This is a genomic window from Mucilaginibacter sp. A5337 (assembly GCF_059690695.1).
Map to the genome: position 1 here is coordinate 102,010 of NZ_JCAWEC010000004.1, position 18,453 is coordinate 120,462.

The window sequence follows — 18,453 nt, forward strand, 5'->3', positions numbered from 1 at the left end:
AAGGCGTTATTTTATAAAGTTCAAGTTATTTGACTATTCTGTCCAAATCTCTTTACTGCATTTGTACAGTTGGCCGGTGGGCTGATGGCGAACAACCATGATAAGCTTTATAAAGACGCGAAAAATGAGCAAGGTTTTCGAAACCAAGTGAATAGCAAACATCCGTTACTGCCATATCTGCCGTAAGCATCTCCTTAGCTTTAGCCAATCGTTTTTCACGGATCCACTGTGCGGGGGTAACCTGGTAAATGGCAAAGAAATCGCGCTTGAAACTGGAAAGGCTGCGGCCTGAAAGATACGCCAGTTCGGAAATAGAAACAGGTGAGGCATAGTTGTCCATCACTACATTGCGGATATCGCCATGAACCTGCTGTTTAAGCTGTAGCAATTGCTGAAGCATGTTCTTATCCACGTGCACGAGGTCATAAAGCAGCTCCAGCATTTTAAGCCGCATCAATGAACCATCAATACTTTCGGGCTCTTCAAAGTAGGGCACTACCGATTCAAAAAATTTACGCAGGCGTTCCTTAACAGGTTTCACGGCTACCTTTGCCGGCTCAACTGTTTCTACCGATTCAATTTTGGCCATTTTAACAAAATCGCGCAAAAATTCATCTTTCAGGAAAAACATCAGGCTGTTATAGGTAGCGCCCTTTTCGGGATTGCCTACCTTATCATAATTGATCTGGATCGCTTTTTTGAGTAATACCATCTCATTTTTTGATACCATATACTCCATGTTGCCGTGCGTGATGGTATTGGTGCCTTCCAATACAACAAGCAGCATGTGATCTTCCAGGAACATGGAGCCGCGGCTCCGATGCGTAACGGTGCATGACTCCACTATGGATAGGCCATTTAGCTTAATATCCCTATGGTGATAAGGGGCACAAACCAATTCGTCGGGTACTTTAACTGCTTTTTCTATCATCTTCAATAATGGGTAAAGGTACGGGATAATTCTCGAATGGATTTTTCTATTTCGTTCAAAAAATTTGATTATGCGGTTCGGTGTGCATCCTGCCGAAAAATATATTTGGCAGTAATAGGGGTAAGTTGCTTCAGCCGTGTTTAAGGGGCAAATTGAAATAATCTTCTAACAACACACAATTGCAATGAAAGTAACATCTTTAATTTATCTGGTCATCCTTTTAATATCATTTAATTTTACTGCCAACGCCCAACAAAATCAGGCAGCTAATACCGATACCGTATTTAAGCCCAAAATCGGATCTTTTGATGCCGGGTATTCCTATTCACCATTTACCGTTAATCATAAAAATATGAGTATACAGCAGTCAAATGCTTCTATAAACATTCCGCTAATCAACAATTTCAAAGATGGAAAACTTGATTTCCTCCTTGCAGGCGTTAGCTATAGCAGCCTTACCTTGTCCGGTATGGGAAAAACGTTTGGCGGCACCGAGTTTTACTCGGTTTCAGTGCCAATAACATTCCAAAAGTCCTTTTCTCAAAAGTATGCCTTGCTAATATCTGCAATACCCACCTTGTCGTCAGACTTGAAAGATGTATCGGGCGATGATATGTTGTATTCTGGTTTTGCCATGCTGAAGATCCGCACATCAAAAAACTTTTCCTATGCCGTTGGGGCGGGTTATTCGCGTCAGTTCTTCGGTACGATACTGCTCCCTGTTATCGGGATAGAATGGCAGATCAGCGAAAGATTAAGTCTAAGCGGTACATTGCCGGTTTCCGAAAAATTGAAATACCAGCTAAGCGATAAAAGCATTATTGGTTTCAGCAGCGACTTTGGTATTGGCGGAGGCTCATACCGCTTATCAAAGAAAACGGGATCCAATTATTTACAGGTGCAGCAATATAAAAACACGCTTTTTTATAATTATCAGCTGGCTAAAAACTTTTCGGTACAAATAAGTGGTGGTTACAATTTTGTGCAGAAGCTTGACCTTTATAATAAAGACCAAAAGGTTAACTGGGCACCATTTAATGACCTGAACAAACGTGTTCCACTTGCCGAATTGAAAAAGACAGGCCTTACTGTTGAATCGGGGATTAGTTATCACTTTTAGGTTACGCTTTTTAACATCAAATCAAGCACAGCAATGGAAACAATCATTAATCCGATGGTCGAGGTTTTCAAAACCAATGTTGAGAATCCGGCAGATGCCTCAATATTGGTCGCCTTGCTTCAAAAGCAAATCATTAATAGCCGTGTAAATTTCGATCTTGAAGACTGTGATAAAATTCTCAGGGTTGAAGGCACAGATATTTCCCATCGGCGGGTTGTAGCTATTCTTAAAAAACATGGCTATCTATGCGAGCTGCTTGAGTAGAAATGAAATGTCATTGAATCATCCTTACGTCGCTGCGCTCGTTGTTCGAGGGTGTATCATGATCAGCCTCTTTTTTTTAGATACTTAAGCGATATATAGTTTCGGTTGAATTAATTTTATTGCCAAAAGGGGGTTAACAGGGTTAACACAATTCAGGGCTAATTTTTACTTAAACTACTTATAATAAGATAGTTAAGTGTTTTTTAGGCCAAAAAAGTGTTACCCCCCTTTTTTGTATAAATATTATCGCCAAATTTCAATTCATAGGTAACACAACTCGAAGGGTGGTTAATTTGCTTTACGATATGGCCTCTGCCCAGCGAAGCGCAGATCGGGTGAGTTAATTCTAAGCAGGTTAAGGGAGACTGCTTAACTTATCCTAAAACCTGTACCTTTTCCAGTATTGTTACTAAATCTTCCAGGCGCATGGGTTTTGACAGATAATCGTCCATGCCAGCCTGCATACAAATGTCACGATCTTCCTGCATAGCATTGGCTGTCATGGCTACTATGTAGGGTTGATAACCACCTTGATTGCGAATCTGGGCAGTGGCTTCCAGTCCATCCATTTCAGGCATCTGGATATCCATCAAAATAATATCGTAGTCTTTTTCGCCGAGTTTTTCCAGTACAAAAACACCGTTGGTCGCCATATCAGGTTGGTAGCCCAGCTTGTTTAATACGCGCTCAATCAGCTTTTGGTTTATCGGGTTATCCTCGGCCACCAGGATCCGAAGCGGATGATCTTTGGCAAAATCGGCAGATAGTACGCTTTTGGCTGCAATTTCGGTCGTAGCTGTGTGGTCCTGGTTAAATGCTTTTTGGATGCTCATGCACAAATGATGCTGCTTAACAGGTTTAACCAATATAGATGAAAATAATCCCGGAAATTTACTTTTGGTTTCATCACCAATGGAGCTTAGCATCACAATTGGCAGTTTTGGGTATTTAATCTTAACCTGGTTTGCCAGGCCAACACCGTCCATTTCAGGCATTTCCATATCGGTTATCAGTAATTTAAAGCTATCGTCCTGTTGAAGTATAGCTAAGGCCCCGGCTCCTGATGAGGCTGTTACCGGCTCCAGCTTCCAATTTTCAAGCTGGGTTCGGAGTATAAATAAGTTAGTGTCGTTATCATCAACTATAAGCACCCGTAATCCGGCTAATGCGGCCAGGTCGCAAACCAGCGGTGTACGTACCGGGTTTTTACTTTTAATGGTTTTGATAGAAAAACTGAACACCGAGCCTTCGCCGTATTTGCTTGTTGCTGAAATATCGCCGCCCATTAAATTCACCAGTCGTTGACAAATGGCAAGTCCAAGCCCCGTACCGCCATATTTACGGGTGGTTGATGAATCAACCTGCGAAAATGCTTTGAACAGGCGCGAGATCTTTTCTTCCGGGATTCCGATGCCGGTATCTTTTACACTAAGCCCAATTTCTGCCTCTTCACCAATCTGCTCCTTTAAAAATACTTTAACAAAGATCTCTCCTTTGGAGGTGAACTTGATGGCGTTATTGATAAGGTTGATCAATACCTGTTTTATACGGAGGCTATCACCTACAATGTACAGCGGAACATCTTCGTCGATTTGATAAATGAGATCTATTTTTTGCTGGGCAGCCCTTTGTGCAAAAATATCCATTACTTCTTCAACGGTATGGCGCAGATCGAAGTCTTCATGCTCCACCTCCATTTTACCCGATTCAATCTTCGAAAAATCAAGAATATCGTTTATTACGCTCAGTAAACCTTCACCACAACTGATAATGGTATCGGTATATTCCCGTTGTTCATAATCAAGCTTTGTTTCGGCAAGCAGCGAGGCCATACCTATAACGCCGTTCATTGGCGTGCGGATTTCGTGGCTCATTGTTGCCAGGAAAATACTCTTGGCCTGGTTGGCTTTTTCCGCTTCTTCCCTTGCCTGTTGTTCCTGCTCTGTTTGCAGCACCAATTTATTATTAAGCACATGCAGATGTTCGGACTGAACCTGCAGCTCTTCCGATTGTGCTTTTAACTCTTCTGACTGGGCCTGCAACTCTTCGTAAGCTTCCTGCAACTCAGTTGATTTTACCTGCAGCTCACCGGCTTTTTGCACAACCTCGCGGGTACGTTCCTGCACAAGCTTTTCAAGATGCGCTTTCTGTTTTTGGATTGCATTGATACGGTAGGCGTAAAAGCTGTAGGTAGCTGTTATAATAAACAGTAATACCAGCAGCCTGAACCACCATCGTACCCAAAACGGCGGGGTGACTACAATAATGACCGATGCGCCAATGTTATTCCAAACCCCATCGTTATTGGATGCCTTTACATGAAAGGTATAAGTTCCCGGATCGAGATTGGTATAAGCTGCCCGCCGCTCCATACCGGCATTGATCCAGTCTTTATCCTGTCCATCAAGCTTATACCTGTAAAGATTGTTACGGCTTACGATATAATTAAGCGCGATGAAATTAAAGGCGATGGATGATTGATTGTAATTAAGCGTTATTTTTCTTGTAAAGCTTATATCGTTGTTCAGTAAAGAGTCCTGTTTTCCCGGTAGTATCGATTTATTATACAATTGAAAATCGGTTAAGTAAACCGGTGGGATAAATGTGTTGGCTTTAATTTTTTCGGGATAAAATCTGTTGAAGCCTTTAACGCCGCCGAAATACATCTCGCCATCGCGGGTTTTAAGGTAGGCATTGGCTTCAAATTCGGTACCCTGCAAGCCATCGTAAGTATTAAATTGCTTATTATCGCCTGTTTCTGGGTTTAGGCGATTGATCCCTGTGGATGTGGAAATCCAAAGATTGTGTTTTTCATCTTCGGTAATTCCCTTGATGTAGTCGGTGCTTAAATTGCCTTTAGCCGTAAACAGGTTGAATTTGTTATTGGCCTTATCAAACAGATATAAACCGGCCATCCCAATCCAAACCCGGCCTTTGCTATCGGTAAAAATTACCCTCGAATCGGTTTTCTTTTTTTCATGATCAAAATAATGCGAAAAACGACGGGTGTTTAAGTTATAACAGTTAAGGCCGCCATCATCAGTACCAAACCAAATATTGCCATCTTTATCTTCGCCCACCGAAACAACGTTGTTCCCTTCAAACGAGGTTTTGCCATCCGGGTCTTTCAGTATGCGGGTAAATTTGTGCGTTTTGGTATCCAGCAAATTAAGGCCGCCGAAGTACGAAGCCACCCAAAAGTTGCCGCGGCTATCCAGCAACATTCGCTGCATAAAATCCGAGCTTACCGCATTATGGTCGGCGGCATTAGCTTTAAAACGGGTAAACTTTCCGGTTACCGGGTTCATGAGGTTGATGCCACCCCCCCAGGTGCCTACCCAAATGTTGCCTTGCGCATCTTCGGCAATATCCTGTATGGCGTTAGTGGAGATACTTGAACCATCATAAGGATTAAATTTATACTGACGAAACTGATCGGTTTTACGGTTAAACAGGTTAAGGCCGCCGCCATCGGTACCTATCCAGATGTTGCCCCTGCTATCCTCAAAAAAAGCCTTGACATCATTATAGCTTAAGGTGGTTTCATTGATGCCTTGCCTGTAGAGCTTAAATTTATCGGTTTCGGCTACATACAAATTAACCCCGCCGCGGTGTGTGCCTATCCAAAGGTCATGTTGTATATCCTCATAAATTGCCGAGACGGTGGTGTTTGAAAGGCTGCCTGCGTTTTCGGGCCGCGGAAAATACCTGACAAATTTATTGCTTTGGGCATTAAACAAGTTCATGCCCTGGTTAATAGTGCCAATCCAGATATTTCCATTACTGTCACAAAGCACCTGTAATACCAGGTTACCCGACAAGCTGCCGTTATCCATATCATCATGCGCAAACAATCTGAAATGTTTACCCTGTGTGTCAAATGTCGCTACGCCCTGTCCGTTAGTACCAATCCAGATGTTGTTGGCTTTATCGGCCGTAATGGATGTAATATCGCAGCCGGCAACAGGCCCGTTAATTGTAAATGGTTTAAACGCGTGTTTAGCGGCATCAAATACACAAAGACCATGGCGTGTGCCTACCCATAAAGTACCCTTGTTGTCTTTGTAAAGTGTGTTTATGGTGTCGCAGCTGACACCTGTCCCGTTTTGCTTATTATGCCCGTAATGTACAGTCTTACCCGTTTTGATATCGAGCAGACTTAATCCGTTACCTTGTGTACCTACCCATAAATGGGTATCATCCTGCGCTGTCACTGCGGTAATGGTTGTGTTTTTAAAACCCCAGGCCGAAAATTTATTAGTAACCGGATCAAAGCTATTCAGGTTATAATTGGTGCCGATCCAAAGTTTATGAGCTGCATCTTCGTAAATACAATTGATAAAATTATCGCTTATGGTAGCCTTATCTGCAGGATTGTTTTGATAGATGAGCACTTTTGAGCCGTCATACCGGTTTAAGCCATCGCGTGTGCCGAACCACATAAAACCGCGGCTATCCTGAAAGATGCAATTTACTGTGCTATTTGAAAGCCCTTGTTCGTTGCTGATATGCCTGAACCGGGAGTCGGAGATCTGGGCAGATAAGCTAAACGGAGCCCCTGAAATAAAAAGCAGTAAACACGCCAGAAATTGTGCAATGTGACGGCAATAAGCCGCGAATTTTGGATCGGCCATTTAACGTAGGGGTGTCATTAAGTAACAGTAATAATACTTAAATTATCTCAAAAATATTTACGAAACGCTTTAAGTATCTCGTATAAGCATTATTAATATATTAACCGGATTTTAATTAGGCTATATTTTTCTCAATAATTTTATGATGTATACGGTAATATTTGCAACCGGGTTTTGAAAACAAATAAAGTTTTACCAATTAAACTACTGTCAATTATCGGGAGGGCTTGAATAATGTTTAGTCGGATAGAAAATCTACTTCAAAATAAAACAAGAAGAAGGGCTGGCCTTGTCGTTGTAAATTTTACTAAGCTGCACCGGACCTGATATGCTATCAAAAATCATGATATTGTTTTCGCCGGCTACAAAATGCGGCCATGGTTTGTCATTTATCAGGCCGGGGGCCTTACCCTTTATAAAATTAACCCAGGTTTGGTGTATTTGGCTGGCGAGCTTCAGCTCGGTATCATTAAAATTATTTTGATGAGGCAGAAGCCAAACATAGCCTAATTCATCGGCGTGGGTAGCGCCGGTACCGTCGCGTTTGTAGTCGAACCGGTACATCCAAACGTGGTTGCCTGCCTGCACCAAAGTGTTGGCCAGCCGGTAACTGTGCATTTGGTACATGTATTGTGTAAGTACTTTTATGGCCGCACTATCGGCATTGCCATTTTTAGCTTCACTTTCAAAGTTTGATAGAACATAACGGTAGTTATCACCAAACCATCCGTACAGTACTGTACTATCGGGATGATTAAGGCGCTTATCAAAACCCATAAACATTTTGCTTTCAAATTTATTGGTGCCGATCAGGAAACGTACTTTATCATTCCTGTTTTTACGAATGTATTGATAAGGATCCTCTGAAATAACAGAACCATCTATTACGGGGCCGAAATAGTTGGTGCCCTGTGCGCCGTTGCTGATCTTTGCCTGTGCTGCTATAAGTTTCTCGGCAGAGATGTTGAGCAGTTCGGCTGGTTTGGTAACGCCCAGTTCGGTCATTAGGCGTCGCCTGATGCCTTTGGCCGTAACAGAATCCCTGATGCACTGTACTGCACCGCTTTCTAAAATTTGCTGTTTAAAATAGCCTTTAGATTGTGGCGTTGCCAACAGGGCACTGGTTAGTTTGGCCCCTGCCGACTCGCCCATTACGGTAACATTTGATGCATCGCCGCCCATGGCAGCAATGTTTTGCCTGATCCATTTCAGCGCCATGATCAGATCAAGCAAACCATTATTACCCGAAGATTGGTAGGCTTTACTTACATCCCCCAAATACATAAAGCCAAAAACACCAAGTCGGTAATTAATGGTAACGGTAACAACACTGTCATCGTCGGCGAAGGCGTGCCCGTTCATCCCCATACCCGAGCCTCCTGTAAGCGAACCCCCGTGCACCCATACCAGTACCGGAAGTTTGGCATCCCTGGCGGTTGTAGGGGTATAAACATTTAACGAAAGGCAATCTTCACTGCCTTTAAGTCCGCCAGCGCCGCCGCCCTGTGATGCGGGACTGCCAAACTTCATGCAGGAGAGAGTGTCTTTCCACGATGTCGTTGGCTGTGGTGGCATAAAGCGTAAAGGGCCAACCGGTGGTTTGGCATACGGAATACCTTTAAACACCAATGTCGGCCCTTCCTCAATACCTTTTATCCATCCGCCTGATACTTTGGTTACAACTGTTTGGGCGCAGGCGTTAAAGCCTAAAAACATACCCAGTAAAAATGTGCATACCGGTATCCGGAGGATGATATTCTTCATAAATGGTTGATCTTAATAAGTGGCAGCCAGCTGAAGCGCGTTATAAGCATTAACCACACCGCCGGTTACACAAAGATCGCTAAATGGAACTTCTTTTTTATTCTCGCCATCTTTGATTTCTACATTATGTGATATTTTCACTACCGACTTCATGATGATCTCTTTAACCTGAACAGCAGTCAGTTTAGGATAGTACGAGCGGATCAGCGCGGCCAGGCCGGTTACCACCGGTGCTGCCATACTGGTGCCATCGTGCTCGCCATAGGTTGATTTTGGTGTGGTTGAATTGATAGCCACGCCCGGTGCAAATACATCAACACTGGTTTTACCATAGTTGGAGAAAGATGCTTTCAGTGTTTCATCGTCTTTAGGGCCAGATGCGCCTACCTCAATCCATGCACCTGCCACACCGCTTTTATCTTCGTAAGTCCTGTTAGGCACGTTCAGCTCAACTTCGGTATTGTTGTTGTCATTACCGGCAGCATGCACCAGCAACACATCCTTACTTAATGCAAATTTTACAGCTTCATCAACCGCTTTTTTGTTGTATGAATAGCTTTTGCCAAAGCTCATGTTGATTACCTTAGCTCCGTTTGCAGCAGCATAGCGAATGGCATTGGCTACATCTTTATCACGTTCGTCGCCGGTGGGTACTGTGCGCACCGACATAATAGCTACGTCATTGGCCACGCCCATAATACCCAAATTGTTATCCCTTACCGCACCTATGATCCCGGCAACGTGCGTACCATGATCCGCATCCGGGCCGGTTACGTCATTATTGCCGTAAAAATGTTCGTTGACATTGTTGTAGTTATCGCCAACGGTATCCCTTGAATTAAAATTAAGGTTAAGATGATAATCCAACTGCTCTTTGAAATGGGTTAAGCCGCCATTTACTTCTTTCTCCCTGAAATCAGCCATATTCTTAAACTCGGGCAGGGCACTTTCCAGTACTCGCTTAACATAAGCTTCGCCGTTGTCTTTGGGCTCAAATTTTTTGATGTCCTCAAGGCTTGGATTTTGGCTCCCCAATTTTGCAAGCACGCCATCAAGCAGGGTGTTGAATTTATTGATGACGGTATATGTTTGCTGGGCTTTGGCAACTTGCTTGTCCATATCGGCTTTCATAGCGCCATATGCTTTAAAATCTGTAAGGTCCTTACCAGTAAGTTTGGTGCTGTCTGTTTTGGCGAAACGAGCATTGTTAATACGTACGAGACGTGTAAGTTCAAGGTTATCATAATGAACATCACCTTTAGCCGAGCCTATAAAATTCCATCCATGAACATCATCGGCATAACCGTTTTTGTCATCGTCCTTTTTATTTCCGGCGATTTCTTTCGGGTTGTTCCAGATTACTTTTTTAAGGTCCTCATGATTAACATCAACGCCGCCATCAATTACAGCTACCAGCACAGTAACGTGTTTTTTGCCTTTTAGCAGTTCGTTGTAAGCTTTTTCGGTACTGATCCCAAAAACAGAATCAGTTTTAAGATCGAGATTTTGCCAGTTAGGTTTAGTTTTTGGCGCTTCCTGCGCATAAGCGAACACAGGTAAGCAAAGCCCGGCTACCAGCACAAGCTTTTTAAGCGGAAAATTGTTAATCATCAATACTTTCAGTAATAGTTATATATGGTACAAAAACTCTAAAGTAAGTTTTTAATTGTTGCAAAAATGTGCGGGGTTGGTGATTTTTCTGGAGATGTTATTTCTCCGCCCTTATCTTTTTAACTTCAGCCGCCGTAACCAGGCTGCTGTTATTGCCGAAATTATTGCGGATGTAAGTCAGCACTGCCGCAATATCGGCATCACTTAAAAAATTATGTTTGGGCATGGCGCTGTTGTAAGGCCTGTTTTTTACCTTGATTGGCCCATCAAGACCGTTAAGCAGTACCCTTATGGCCAGTTCTTTTTCCATATACTTGCCACCGGTAACCCATTCCGAGCCGCTGAGCGGAGGGATCATATTACCATCGCCACGGCCATTTTTTTGATGGCAATTGGTGCAGTAAGTATTATAAATTTTAGCGCCGCCTTTTAGCATGCCGGTTTGGAGGTCGCTCTTTAGAACATCGGGTAGCCGGAAGGCAGGGAGTTTTTTGCGCAATTCCATTTTGGCAAGATCGGCCTTGCCGAACCCTGCTTTATTCCCGGTGTAGGAGATTTTCCAGATCTTTCCTTCTTCTGTTTCGCTGATGTACAATGAACCATCGGGCCCCATAGCCAGCCCCATAGGCCGGTAAACAGCATCGCTTACACTTACTACCGTGCTTTTACCAGTAAAGCCGTCGGCAAAGATTTCCCACTGGCCAGCTGGCTTTCCGTTCTTAAACGGCACAAAGCACACAAAAAAACCAGCCTGTGGATAGGGTGACCTATTGGTTGAACCATGAAAGGCAATAAAAGCTCCGTTTTTGTATCTTGCCGGAAACTGATCGCCAGTGTAAAAGAACAGATCATTAGGAGCCCAGTGAGCCGGGAAAGCCATAATTGGTTGAGCATATTTAGCGCCGTTTCCTGCTTTTATGCCATTACCGCCGTATTCGGGGTTCAATAGTTTTTTCTTCTTAATAGGGTCATAATAGTAGTAAGGCCAGCCTGCATCTGTGCCTTTTTTTACTTTAATGAACTCTTCGGCAGGCAGTACTGCACTTTGCCAGGCGCTGAATATTTTAGGGAACTGCAGGCGCAGGTCGTCGCGGCCGTGGGCCACCACATACAGGCAATTATCGGCCGTGTTCCACTCCATAGCAACAACACTGCGCATGCCGGTAGCATAACGGATGCCATCGGCCTGTACCTGGTTGGGTTTAGCCTCGTCAAACTGCCAGATGCCGCCGTATTCCTTTAACAATGGACAACCCTTGATTCCCTTTGAACCGGGGACCCTGTTTTGTTCCTGGCAGGCGTTTGAGGGGGCGCCGAAAGCCACATACATATGCCCTGCATTGTCAAAAGCCAAAGGCTTGGCATCATGTTCATGAGGAGCGGTAGCATCATGCAAAATCAATTCGAGCGGACCATCGGGCACAAGCGATTTAGGATTTAGTTTGGTACGATAAACGTTTGCCTCGGAGCTAAAATACAGGTAGCCTTTATGCACTCTCATCCCCGTGCCATAAGGGCCTTTATCCTCATAATTGGCAAATTTTTTGATGATATCAGCCCGGCCATCGCCATTGGTGTCGCGTAGGGCAACATTGCCGCCTATCGAATCAGGGAAGCGGAGTTTTACATACACATCCCCATTGGTGTTCACTGCAATATGTCTTGCCCTGCCTTGCAGGCTATCAACCACTACTACAGCTTTAAATTTGCCGGGCAGGAACAAGCCGCCATTAGTAGTGTCCTTAACCGGCGGCATGATTCTTTTACCTGCGTTTTTAAAACTGATAATAAACAGCGCGCATAGTACCAGCATCACGCCGGTCACAGTTTTTTTGTTTTTCATTTTTGAGGCGAACAAGGTATGCAAATGCAGAACCGCTTTTTAAAAAGCAATAACCTGCTATAAAAGCAATTTTGCAGGTAAATGTTTAGATAATATCTTATTTTTTATCGAAAAGTTAGCTATAGTACATAAAATTGAAGTGGAGGAGGCTTCGTTATATTTCTCCGGAAAAATCCTATCTTTTCAGCAAAACAAAAATCTATGCCCGAAATCATTCCCGAGAAAAACAAATTAGGCCTGTGGACCAGCACCTCGCTTGTGATTGGCAATATGATTGGTGCTGGTATTTTCCTGATGCCGGCGGCTATGGCTTCATTCGGGAGCATTGGTTTATTGGGATGGGTGTTTTCGGCAATAGGGTCATTCTTTTTAGCCCGGGTTTTCAGTAACCTGAGCAAATTGTTGCCTCATGCTACCGGCGGACCATACGCCTATACGCGCGATGGACTGGGAGATTTTATTGGCTTTTTAGTGGCCTGGGGATATTACCTTGCGGTGGCCTGCGCAAATGCCGCTATCACTATATCATTTGTTAGTGCGTTGAGCACCTTTTTTCCGGTACTGGGCAGCAGTAGTATCATTGCTGTAACCACCGGTTTATGTTCGATATGGTTATTGGCTTATATCAATACGCTGGGCATTGTTGCAGGCGGTAAACTGCAGCTGGTTACTACTATTTTAAAAGTGTTACCATTGTTACTTGTGGCTGTAGGTGGCCTGTTTTTTATTAAGATGGCCAATTTTACACCTTTTAACGCAAGTGGTAGTAGCATAGTAAGCGCTTTACAGGCGACAGCCACCATGACTATGTTTGCCTTTATTGGCATTGAAAGCGCTACCGTGCCAGCGGGCAGTGTGGCTAACCCCGAAAAAACGGTAGCCAGGGCAACTATGCTGGGGCTGCTTATTACTAGTTTTGTTTATATACTGGGCAGTGTAAGTGTTATCGGTATTATCCCGGCGGCGCAATTGCAAAAATCACTTACGCCTTATGCTGATACGGCGGTGATCATCTACGGCGACAGTGCCCGTTACTGGGTAAGTGCGGGTATTGCTATCGCAGCTTTCGGTTCGCTTAATGGATGGACGTTGCTACAGGGGCAGGTACCTTATGCTATTTCAAAAGACAAACTTTTCCCGCCCATATTCAGCCGGACGAACAAAAAAGGTGTTCCTTATATGGGTATCATCATCAGCAGTGTAATGGTATCACTATTCATGACCATGAATTATACCAAAGGTTTGGTGGCTCAGTTTAAATTCCTGTTGCTGCTTTCGTTGTTGAGTGTCTTGATCCCTTATTTGTTATCCGCGGCGGCTTATCTCGTTATCCGGGTGCGGAAAACGCCACAGGCAGGCGGCTGGGCCGGAGCTGTGGCGTTGGCTGTAATGGCTTTTGGCTACGCGCTTTGGGCCATTGCGGGAGCCGGACAGGAGGCAGTGTATTATGGCTTCTTACTGCTTATGGCCGGCATCCCGTTTTATGTTTGGGCCGCATTCAGAAAGAACGCGAATTAGTTTTATTATAATGCTCCTGCTTTAATCTCGTCCACAACTGATGGATCGAGCAAAGTGCTGGTGTCTCCCAGGTTTGAAGTATCGCCTTCAGCTATCTTGCGCAAAATACGGCGCATGATCTTGCCCGAACGTGTTTTTGGCAAACCTGTTACAAACTGGATTTTATCCGGTTTGGCAATCGGGCCTATAATACGTGATACTGTCATGATGATATCCTTGCGGGTGATTTCTTCATCGCCATGTTTATCCGGACTAACCACATAGGCGTAAACACCCTGGCCTTTAATATCATGCGGATAGCCAACCACTGCCGATTCAACCACGCTGCTGTGCATGTTAATGGCGTTCTCCACTTCGGCAGTGCCGATACGGTGGCCGGATACGTTTAATACATCATCTACCCTGCCGGTAATGCGGTAATAACCATCCTCATCGCGCAGGCAACCGTCGCCGGTAAAATACATATTTTCGTAAGTGGCAAAATAAGTGGTGCGGCAGCGCTCATGATCGCCATAAGTGGTGCGCAGCATACCCGGCCACGGGAATTTGATACAAAGGTTGCCGCTTACGCCGTTGCCTTCAATTACTTTGCCGTTTTCATCAACCAAAACAGGCTGTACGCCTGGCAGGGGTAAGGTAGCATAACCTGGCTTTGTAGGGGTAATGCCTGCAATTGGCGAGATCATGATACCGCCGTTTTCGGTTTGCCACCAGGTATCAACAATTGGGCAGCGGTTTTTACCGATATTGTCGTCAAACCAATGCCATGCCTCTTCATTGATAGGTTCGCCTACCGAGCCTAATTTTTTAAGCGAGCTCAGATCCTTGTTATTCACATTATCCAACCCGAAGCTCATTAACGAGCGGATGGCGGTTGGCGCAGTATATAATATGTTTACTTTAAACTTATCAACAATCTCCCAAAAACGACCGCAATCAGGATAAGTTGGGATACCCTCGAACATCAGTGTAGTAGCTCCTTGAGAAAGCGGGCCATATACTATATAGGAATGCCCGGTGATCCAGCCGATATCTGCAGTACAAAAATAAACCTCGCCCTGGTTGTATTGAAATACATTGGCAAACGTATAGCCTGCATAAACCATGTAGCCACCACAGGTATGTACCACGCCTTTAGGTTTACCGGTTGAGCCCGATGTGTACAGGATAAACAGCATATCCTCGGCATCCATAACCTCGGCAGGACAGCTTGGGTTACCTTGCGTTTCCACTTTTTTGATCTCGTCTTCCCACCAAACATCGCGGCCTTTGATCATGGATACCGGCGTACGGCTGCGGGTAAGTACAATTACTTTTTTAACCGAACGGCATTGAACCAAAGCATCATCAATTACAGTTTTAAGCGGTACTTCTTTATTACCACGTTTACCGCCGTCGCAGGTGATCACGATATTACATTCAGCGTCGTTGATCCTGTCGGCAATTGATTGCGCCGAAAAACCACCAAACACTACCGAGTGAATAGCACCGATACGGGCGCAGGCCAAAACAGCAATGGCCAGCTCAGGAATCATCGGCATATAGATACAAACGCGATCTCCTTTTTTAGCACCATTGTTTTTTAGCACATTGGCAAACTGGCAAACTTTATCGTGAAGCTGACGGTACGTTAATATACGGTGGTCTTCTTCCGGGTCGTTTGGTTCCCAAATGATAGCTGGTTTATCGCCAAGAGTTTCCAGATGGCGGTCGAGGCAATTCTCGGTAATATTGAGTTGTGCGCCCTGAAACCATTTAATCTTTGGTTCTTTAAAGTTCCAGTCGAGTATGGTGTCCCACTTTTTTTTCCATAAAAAATTATCGGCAATGCCGGCCCAGAATTGTTCGGGCTGCTCAACGCTTTGCTGGTAAACTTTTTTGTACTCTTCAAACGATGTAATTTTCATTGGTTGTTTGGTGTTTGGTTGATGGAGCTGTTATGTGCTTAAATTGTTTGTTTATGTATAGCTTATAACGCTTTCATACGGGTTTAAATGGTGGGCGTAATTTAATAATTTATGTGCGATGTGTAAACTAAAATCGCTACTTTTTAAATTTTTTTAAGAAGTAGCGATTGGACGAATAACGGCTCTATATTTTGGTATTGTTATTGGGTTGATGCGGTGGCAGCGTTAGGGATAGAAGTGGAAAACCCATAGCGTGCGATGGCTAGTGTCTGAACTCGAATTAAACGAATTAAAGAATTTATGGAATTTGTTTAGCATTCTGTCAATTCACGAAATTCCATAAATTCGAGTTCAGACAATAGCAAATACAAGAAAAAATAACCTGTTATTAACTAATTAGATAGGTGTCTGGCATCGTCGAAAATCTTTTTTGAAAATTTTTTAAATCACTGTTGAATATTTGATTTAAAAGTCTGATATTTGCAAACTCTTTTTGGATAAAGGGTTGATAATTAAAAATATTTGTCATGTCAAGAATTTGTGATCTAACAGGAAAAGGATCTATCGTAGGTAACAACGTTTCAAACTCAAACGTTAAAACAAAACGCAGGTTTCATCCTAACTTGAAACTTAAAAAGTTTTATATTCCTGAAGAAGATAAATGGATTACCTTAAAGGTATCTACTTCTGCTGTGAAAACTATCAGCAAAAACGGTATTACCGCCTGCATTAATAAATTTGTTAAAAAAGGCTACATTTAGTAGTTGGCCTGCAAGTTTAGCAGTATAATAAAATTGAAAAATTACGTAAGCCGTGAGGTGACACGTACAACATAAAAATAAAATGGCAAAAAAAGGCAACAGGGTTCAGGTGATTTTAGAGTGCACCGAACACAAAACAAGCGGTATGCCAGGCATGTCTCGCTATATCACCACTAAGAACAAGAAAAATACTACCGAAAGATTAGAGTTGAAAAAATTCAACCCGGTTTTACGTAAGGTAACTGTTCACAAAGAGATAAAATAATTGGTTGATGAAGTTGATTGGTTGATTAGGTTAACATGCTAACAACAATTAACTTGCTAATTAAATCATTCACTAATTCAAAAAATTAACAAGAAATGGCAAAGAAAGTAGTTGCAACCCTGAAAGTAGCAGGTAAAGGCAAAGAATATTCAAAAGTGATCACCATGAATAAATCACCTAAAACTGGTGCTTATTCATTCAAAACCCAAATTGTCCCTAACGATTTAGTTAAGGATGCAATTGCTGGTAAAACTATATAATCACTCTTTGATTAAAATATTGAAGCCGTCTTGTTTTTACGAGAGGGCTTTTTTTGTTTGATGTGCAGATTTTAAATGTGCAGATATGCAGATGAAAAAAATCAATCTGCACATCTGAAATCCGCATATTTGCATATTGATAATCTGCACATCTGTAATCTAAAATCCGCACATCGTAATATGGGATTATTTGATTTTTTTAAGAAAAAGGAAAATACGCAGCAGGACCAGCAGGCGCTTGACACCGGTTTGGAAAAAACCAAGGATAACTTTTTTTCAAAGATCACTAAAGCCATCGCCGGTAAATCAACCGTTGATGATGATGTGCTTGATGATTTGGAAGAAGTATTGGTTACCTCCGATGTTGGTGTAAGTACCACCCTCAAGATCATCGACAGGATCCAGGCCCGCGTTGCCCGCGACAAATACGTAAGCACCAATGAGCTGAACTCCCTGTTGAAAGATGAGATTCAGCAGTTGCTTGCCGAAAACAACAGCAACGATTTTCGTAATTTTGAATATGGCGATCATAAGCCATATGTAATCATGGTTGTTGGTGTTAATGGCGTGGGTAAAACCACTACCATAGGCAAGCTGGCTCACAAATTAAAACAGGCCGGCAACCAGGTAGTTTTAGGTGCTGCCGATACCTTCCGTGCTGCCGCAGTCGATCAGATCAAGCTTTGGGGTGAGCGTGTTGGCGTAAAAGTTGTTGCCCAGGCCATGGGATCAGATCCGGCTTCGGTTGCTTACGATACGCTGCGCTCGGCAGTGGCCAACGGCGATGATGTAGCTATTATAGATACTGCCGGCCGTTTGCATAATAAAGTTGGTTTGATGAACGAGTTAACCAAAATCAAGAACGTGATGCAAAAGGTGATTCCCGGAGCTCCGCACGAGATTTTGCTGGTGCTGGATGCCTCAACCGGGCAAAACGCCATTGAGCAATGCAAGCAATTTACCGAGGCCACTAACGTAAACGCCCTGGCGCTTACCAAGCTTGACGGTACGGCAAAAGGGGGCGTGGTGATTGGTATATCAGATCAGTTCAAGATCCCGGTGAAATATATAGGTGTAGGCGAAGGCATGGATCATCTGCAGTTATTTGACAGGCAGGCATTTGTGGATAGTTTATTTAAAGTTTGATTTCAGTGATTTTTTTGATTTCACCGATTACTTATGGCAAATTATGAAAACGATTCGTTAACAGAAAAGATAATAGGCTGTTGCTTTGAAGTTCATAAACATTTGGGACCGGGGGTTGTTGAGAAAGTGTATTCAAAAGCTTTACAACATCAGTTACAATTGGAAGGTTTAGCCTTCGAAACAGAAAAGAAATTCGAATTATATTTTAAGGAAAAGTGTGTTGGGGAATTTAGATGTGATTTTTTTATCGAAGGCAAAGTTATTGTTGAAATAAAAGCGGTAATAGGTCCTTTTTTTACCAGTAATTTTCCAAAAACAGCTCCTATCATATTTAAAGGCAAGTAAAATTAAAACAGGCTTATTGATTAATTTCGGTAACGTAAGTTGTTCAATTAAAAGGATGTCTGTGTAAACGAGATCAGTGAAATC

General features: G+C 43.2%; 15 protein-coding genes. 9 read left to right on the forward strand and 6 right to left on the reverse strand.

Going from position 1 to position 18,453, the window contains the following annotated elements:
* Window positions 1–52 precede the first annotated feature (52 nt).
* The gene (locus AC59JO_RS14295; protein WP_497306067.1) at window positions 53–931 is read right to left on the reverse strand and encodes a helix-turn-helix domain-containing protein; all 879 of its coding nucleotides are present in this window, start codon (window positions 929–931) and stop codon (window positions 53–55) included.
* A 184-nt stretch (window positions 932–1,115) separates the two neighbouring features.
* Here AC59JO_RS14295 and AC59JO_RS14300 point away from each other — a divergent pair, with 184 nt between their 5' ends.
* Window positions 1,116–2,051: a DUF6268 family outer membrane beta-barrel protein gene (locus tag AC59JO_RS14300; protein ID WP_497306069.1), complete on the forward strand. Its 936-nt coding sequence runs from the start codon at window positions 1,116–1,118 to the stop codon at window positions 2,049–2,051.
* A gap of 33 nt (window positions 2,052–2,084) precedes the next feature.
* Window positions 2,085–2,315, forward strand: coding sequence for a hypothetical protein (locus AC59JO_RS14305; RefSeq protein ID WP_413670006.1), 231 nt, complete (start codon window positions 2,085–2,087; stop codon window positions 2,313–2,315).
* Window positions 2,316–2,689: 374 nt separating this feature from the next.
* On the opposite strand, the gene AC59JO_RS14310 is transcribed toward AC59JO_RS14305, so the two are convergent.
* The 4 genes from AC59JO_RS14310 to AC59JO_RS14325 all read right to left on the reverse strand — a co-directional run bounded on the left by AC59JO_RS14310 (window position 2,690) and on the right by AC59JO_RS14325 (window position 12,167).
* Window positions 2,690–6,949, reverse strand: coding sequence for a hybrid sensor histidine kinase/response regulator (locus AC59JO_RS14310; RefSeq protein ID WP_497306071.1), 4,260 nt, complete (start codon window positions 6,947–6,949; stop codon window positions 2,690–2,692).
* Window positions 6,950–7,204: 255 nt separating this feature from the next.
* Window positions 7,205–8,713: a carboxylesterase/lipase family protein gene (locus AC59JO_RS14315; protein ID WP_413670004.1), complete on the reverse strand. Its 1,509-nt coding sequence runs from the start codon at window positions 8,711–8,713 to the stop codon at window positions 7,205–7,207.
* Window positions 8,714–8,725: 12 nt separating this feature from the next.
* Window positions 8,726–10,324 (reverse strand): S8 family peptidase, encoded by a 1,599-nt coding sequence (locus AC59JO_RS14320; RefSeq protein WP_497306073.1) that lies wholly within the window; start codon window positions 10,322–10,324, stop codon window positions 8,726–8,728.
* Window positions 10,325–10,421: 97 nt separating this feature from the next.
* Complete coding sequence (locus AC59JO_RS14325) at window positions 10,422–12,167, reverse strand: PQQ-dependent sugar dehydrogenase (protein ID WP_497306075.1); 1,746 nt, start codon at window positions 12,165–12,167, stop codon at window positions 10,422–10,424.
* A 201-nt stretch (window positions 12,168–12,368) separates the two neighbouring features.
* On the opposite strand from AC59JO_RS14325, the gene AC59JO_RS14330 reads away from it, so the two are divergent.
* Window positions 12,369–13,685: an amino acid permease gene (locus tag AC59JO_RS14330; protein WP_497306077.1), complete on the forward strand. Its 1,317-nt coding sequence runs from the start codon at window positions 12,369–12,371 to the stop codon at window positions 13,683–13,685.
* Between the two features lie 5 nt (window positions 13,686–13,690).
* On the opposite strand, the gene acs is transcribed toward AC59JO_RS14330, so the two are convergent.
* A complete protein-coding gene (gene acs, locus AC59JO_RS14335) occupies window positions 13,691–15,592 on the reverse strand; it encodes an acetate--CoA ligase (RefSeq protein WP_413670000.1) in 1,902 nt (633 codons plus the stop codon).
* A 527-nt stretch (window positions 15,593–16,119) separates the two neighbouring features.
* Here acs and rpmB point away from each other — a divergent pair.
* The 6 genes from rpmB (at window position 16,120) to AC59JO_RS14365 (ending at window position 18,436) form a co-directional block, all read left to right on the forward strand.
* Window positions 16,120–16,353, forward strand: a complete 234-nt coding sequence (rpmB, locus tag AC59JO_RS14340) for a 50S ribosomal protein L28 (protein WP_022830076.1) — start codon at window positions 16,120–16,122, stop codon at window positions 16,351–16,353.
* Between the two features lie 82 nt (window positions 16,354–16,435).
* The gene (gene rpmG, locus AC59JO_RS14345) at window positions 16,436–16,618 is read left to right on the forward strand and encodes a 50S ribosomal protein L33 (protein ID WP_022830075.1); all 183 of its coding nucleotides are present in this window, start codon (window positions 16,436–16,438) and stop codon (window positions 16,616–16,618) included.
* A gap of 95 nt (window positions 16,619–16,713) precedes the next feature.
* Window positions 16,714–16,878 (forward strand): DUF4295 domain-containing protein, encoded by a 165-nt coding sequence (locus tag AC59JO_RS14350; protein WP_022830074.1) that lies wholly within the window; start codon window positions 16,714–16,716, stop codon window positions 16,876–16,878.
* Window positions 16,879–17,058: 180 nt separating this feature from the next.
* Window positions 17,059–18,024, forward strand: a complete 966-nt coding sequence (gene ftsY / locus AC59JO_RS14355) for a signal recognition particle-docking protein FtsY (RefSeq protein ID WP_413669999.1) — start codon at window positions 17,059–17,061, stop codon at window positions 18,022–18,024.
* Between the two features lie 33 nt (window positions 18,025–18,057).
* Window positions 18,058–18,369 carry a GxxExxY protein gene (locus AC59JO_RS14360; RefSeq protein WP_497306080.1) on the forward strand — a complete coding sequence of 104 codons (312 nt, stop codon included), beginning with the start codon at window positions 18,058–18,060 and terminating at the stop codon, window positions 18,367–18,369.
* A gap of 1 nt (window position 18,370) precedes the next feature.
* Entirely contained in the window at window positions 18,371–18,436 is a 66-nt protein-coding gene (locus AC59JO_RS14365) for a hypothetical protein (protein ID WP_497306729.1), read from the forward strand.
* Window positions 18,437–18,453: the final 17 nt, after the last annotated feature.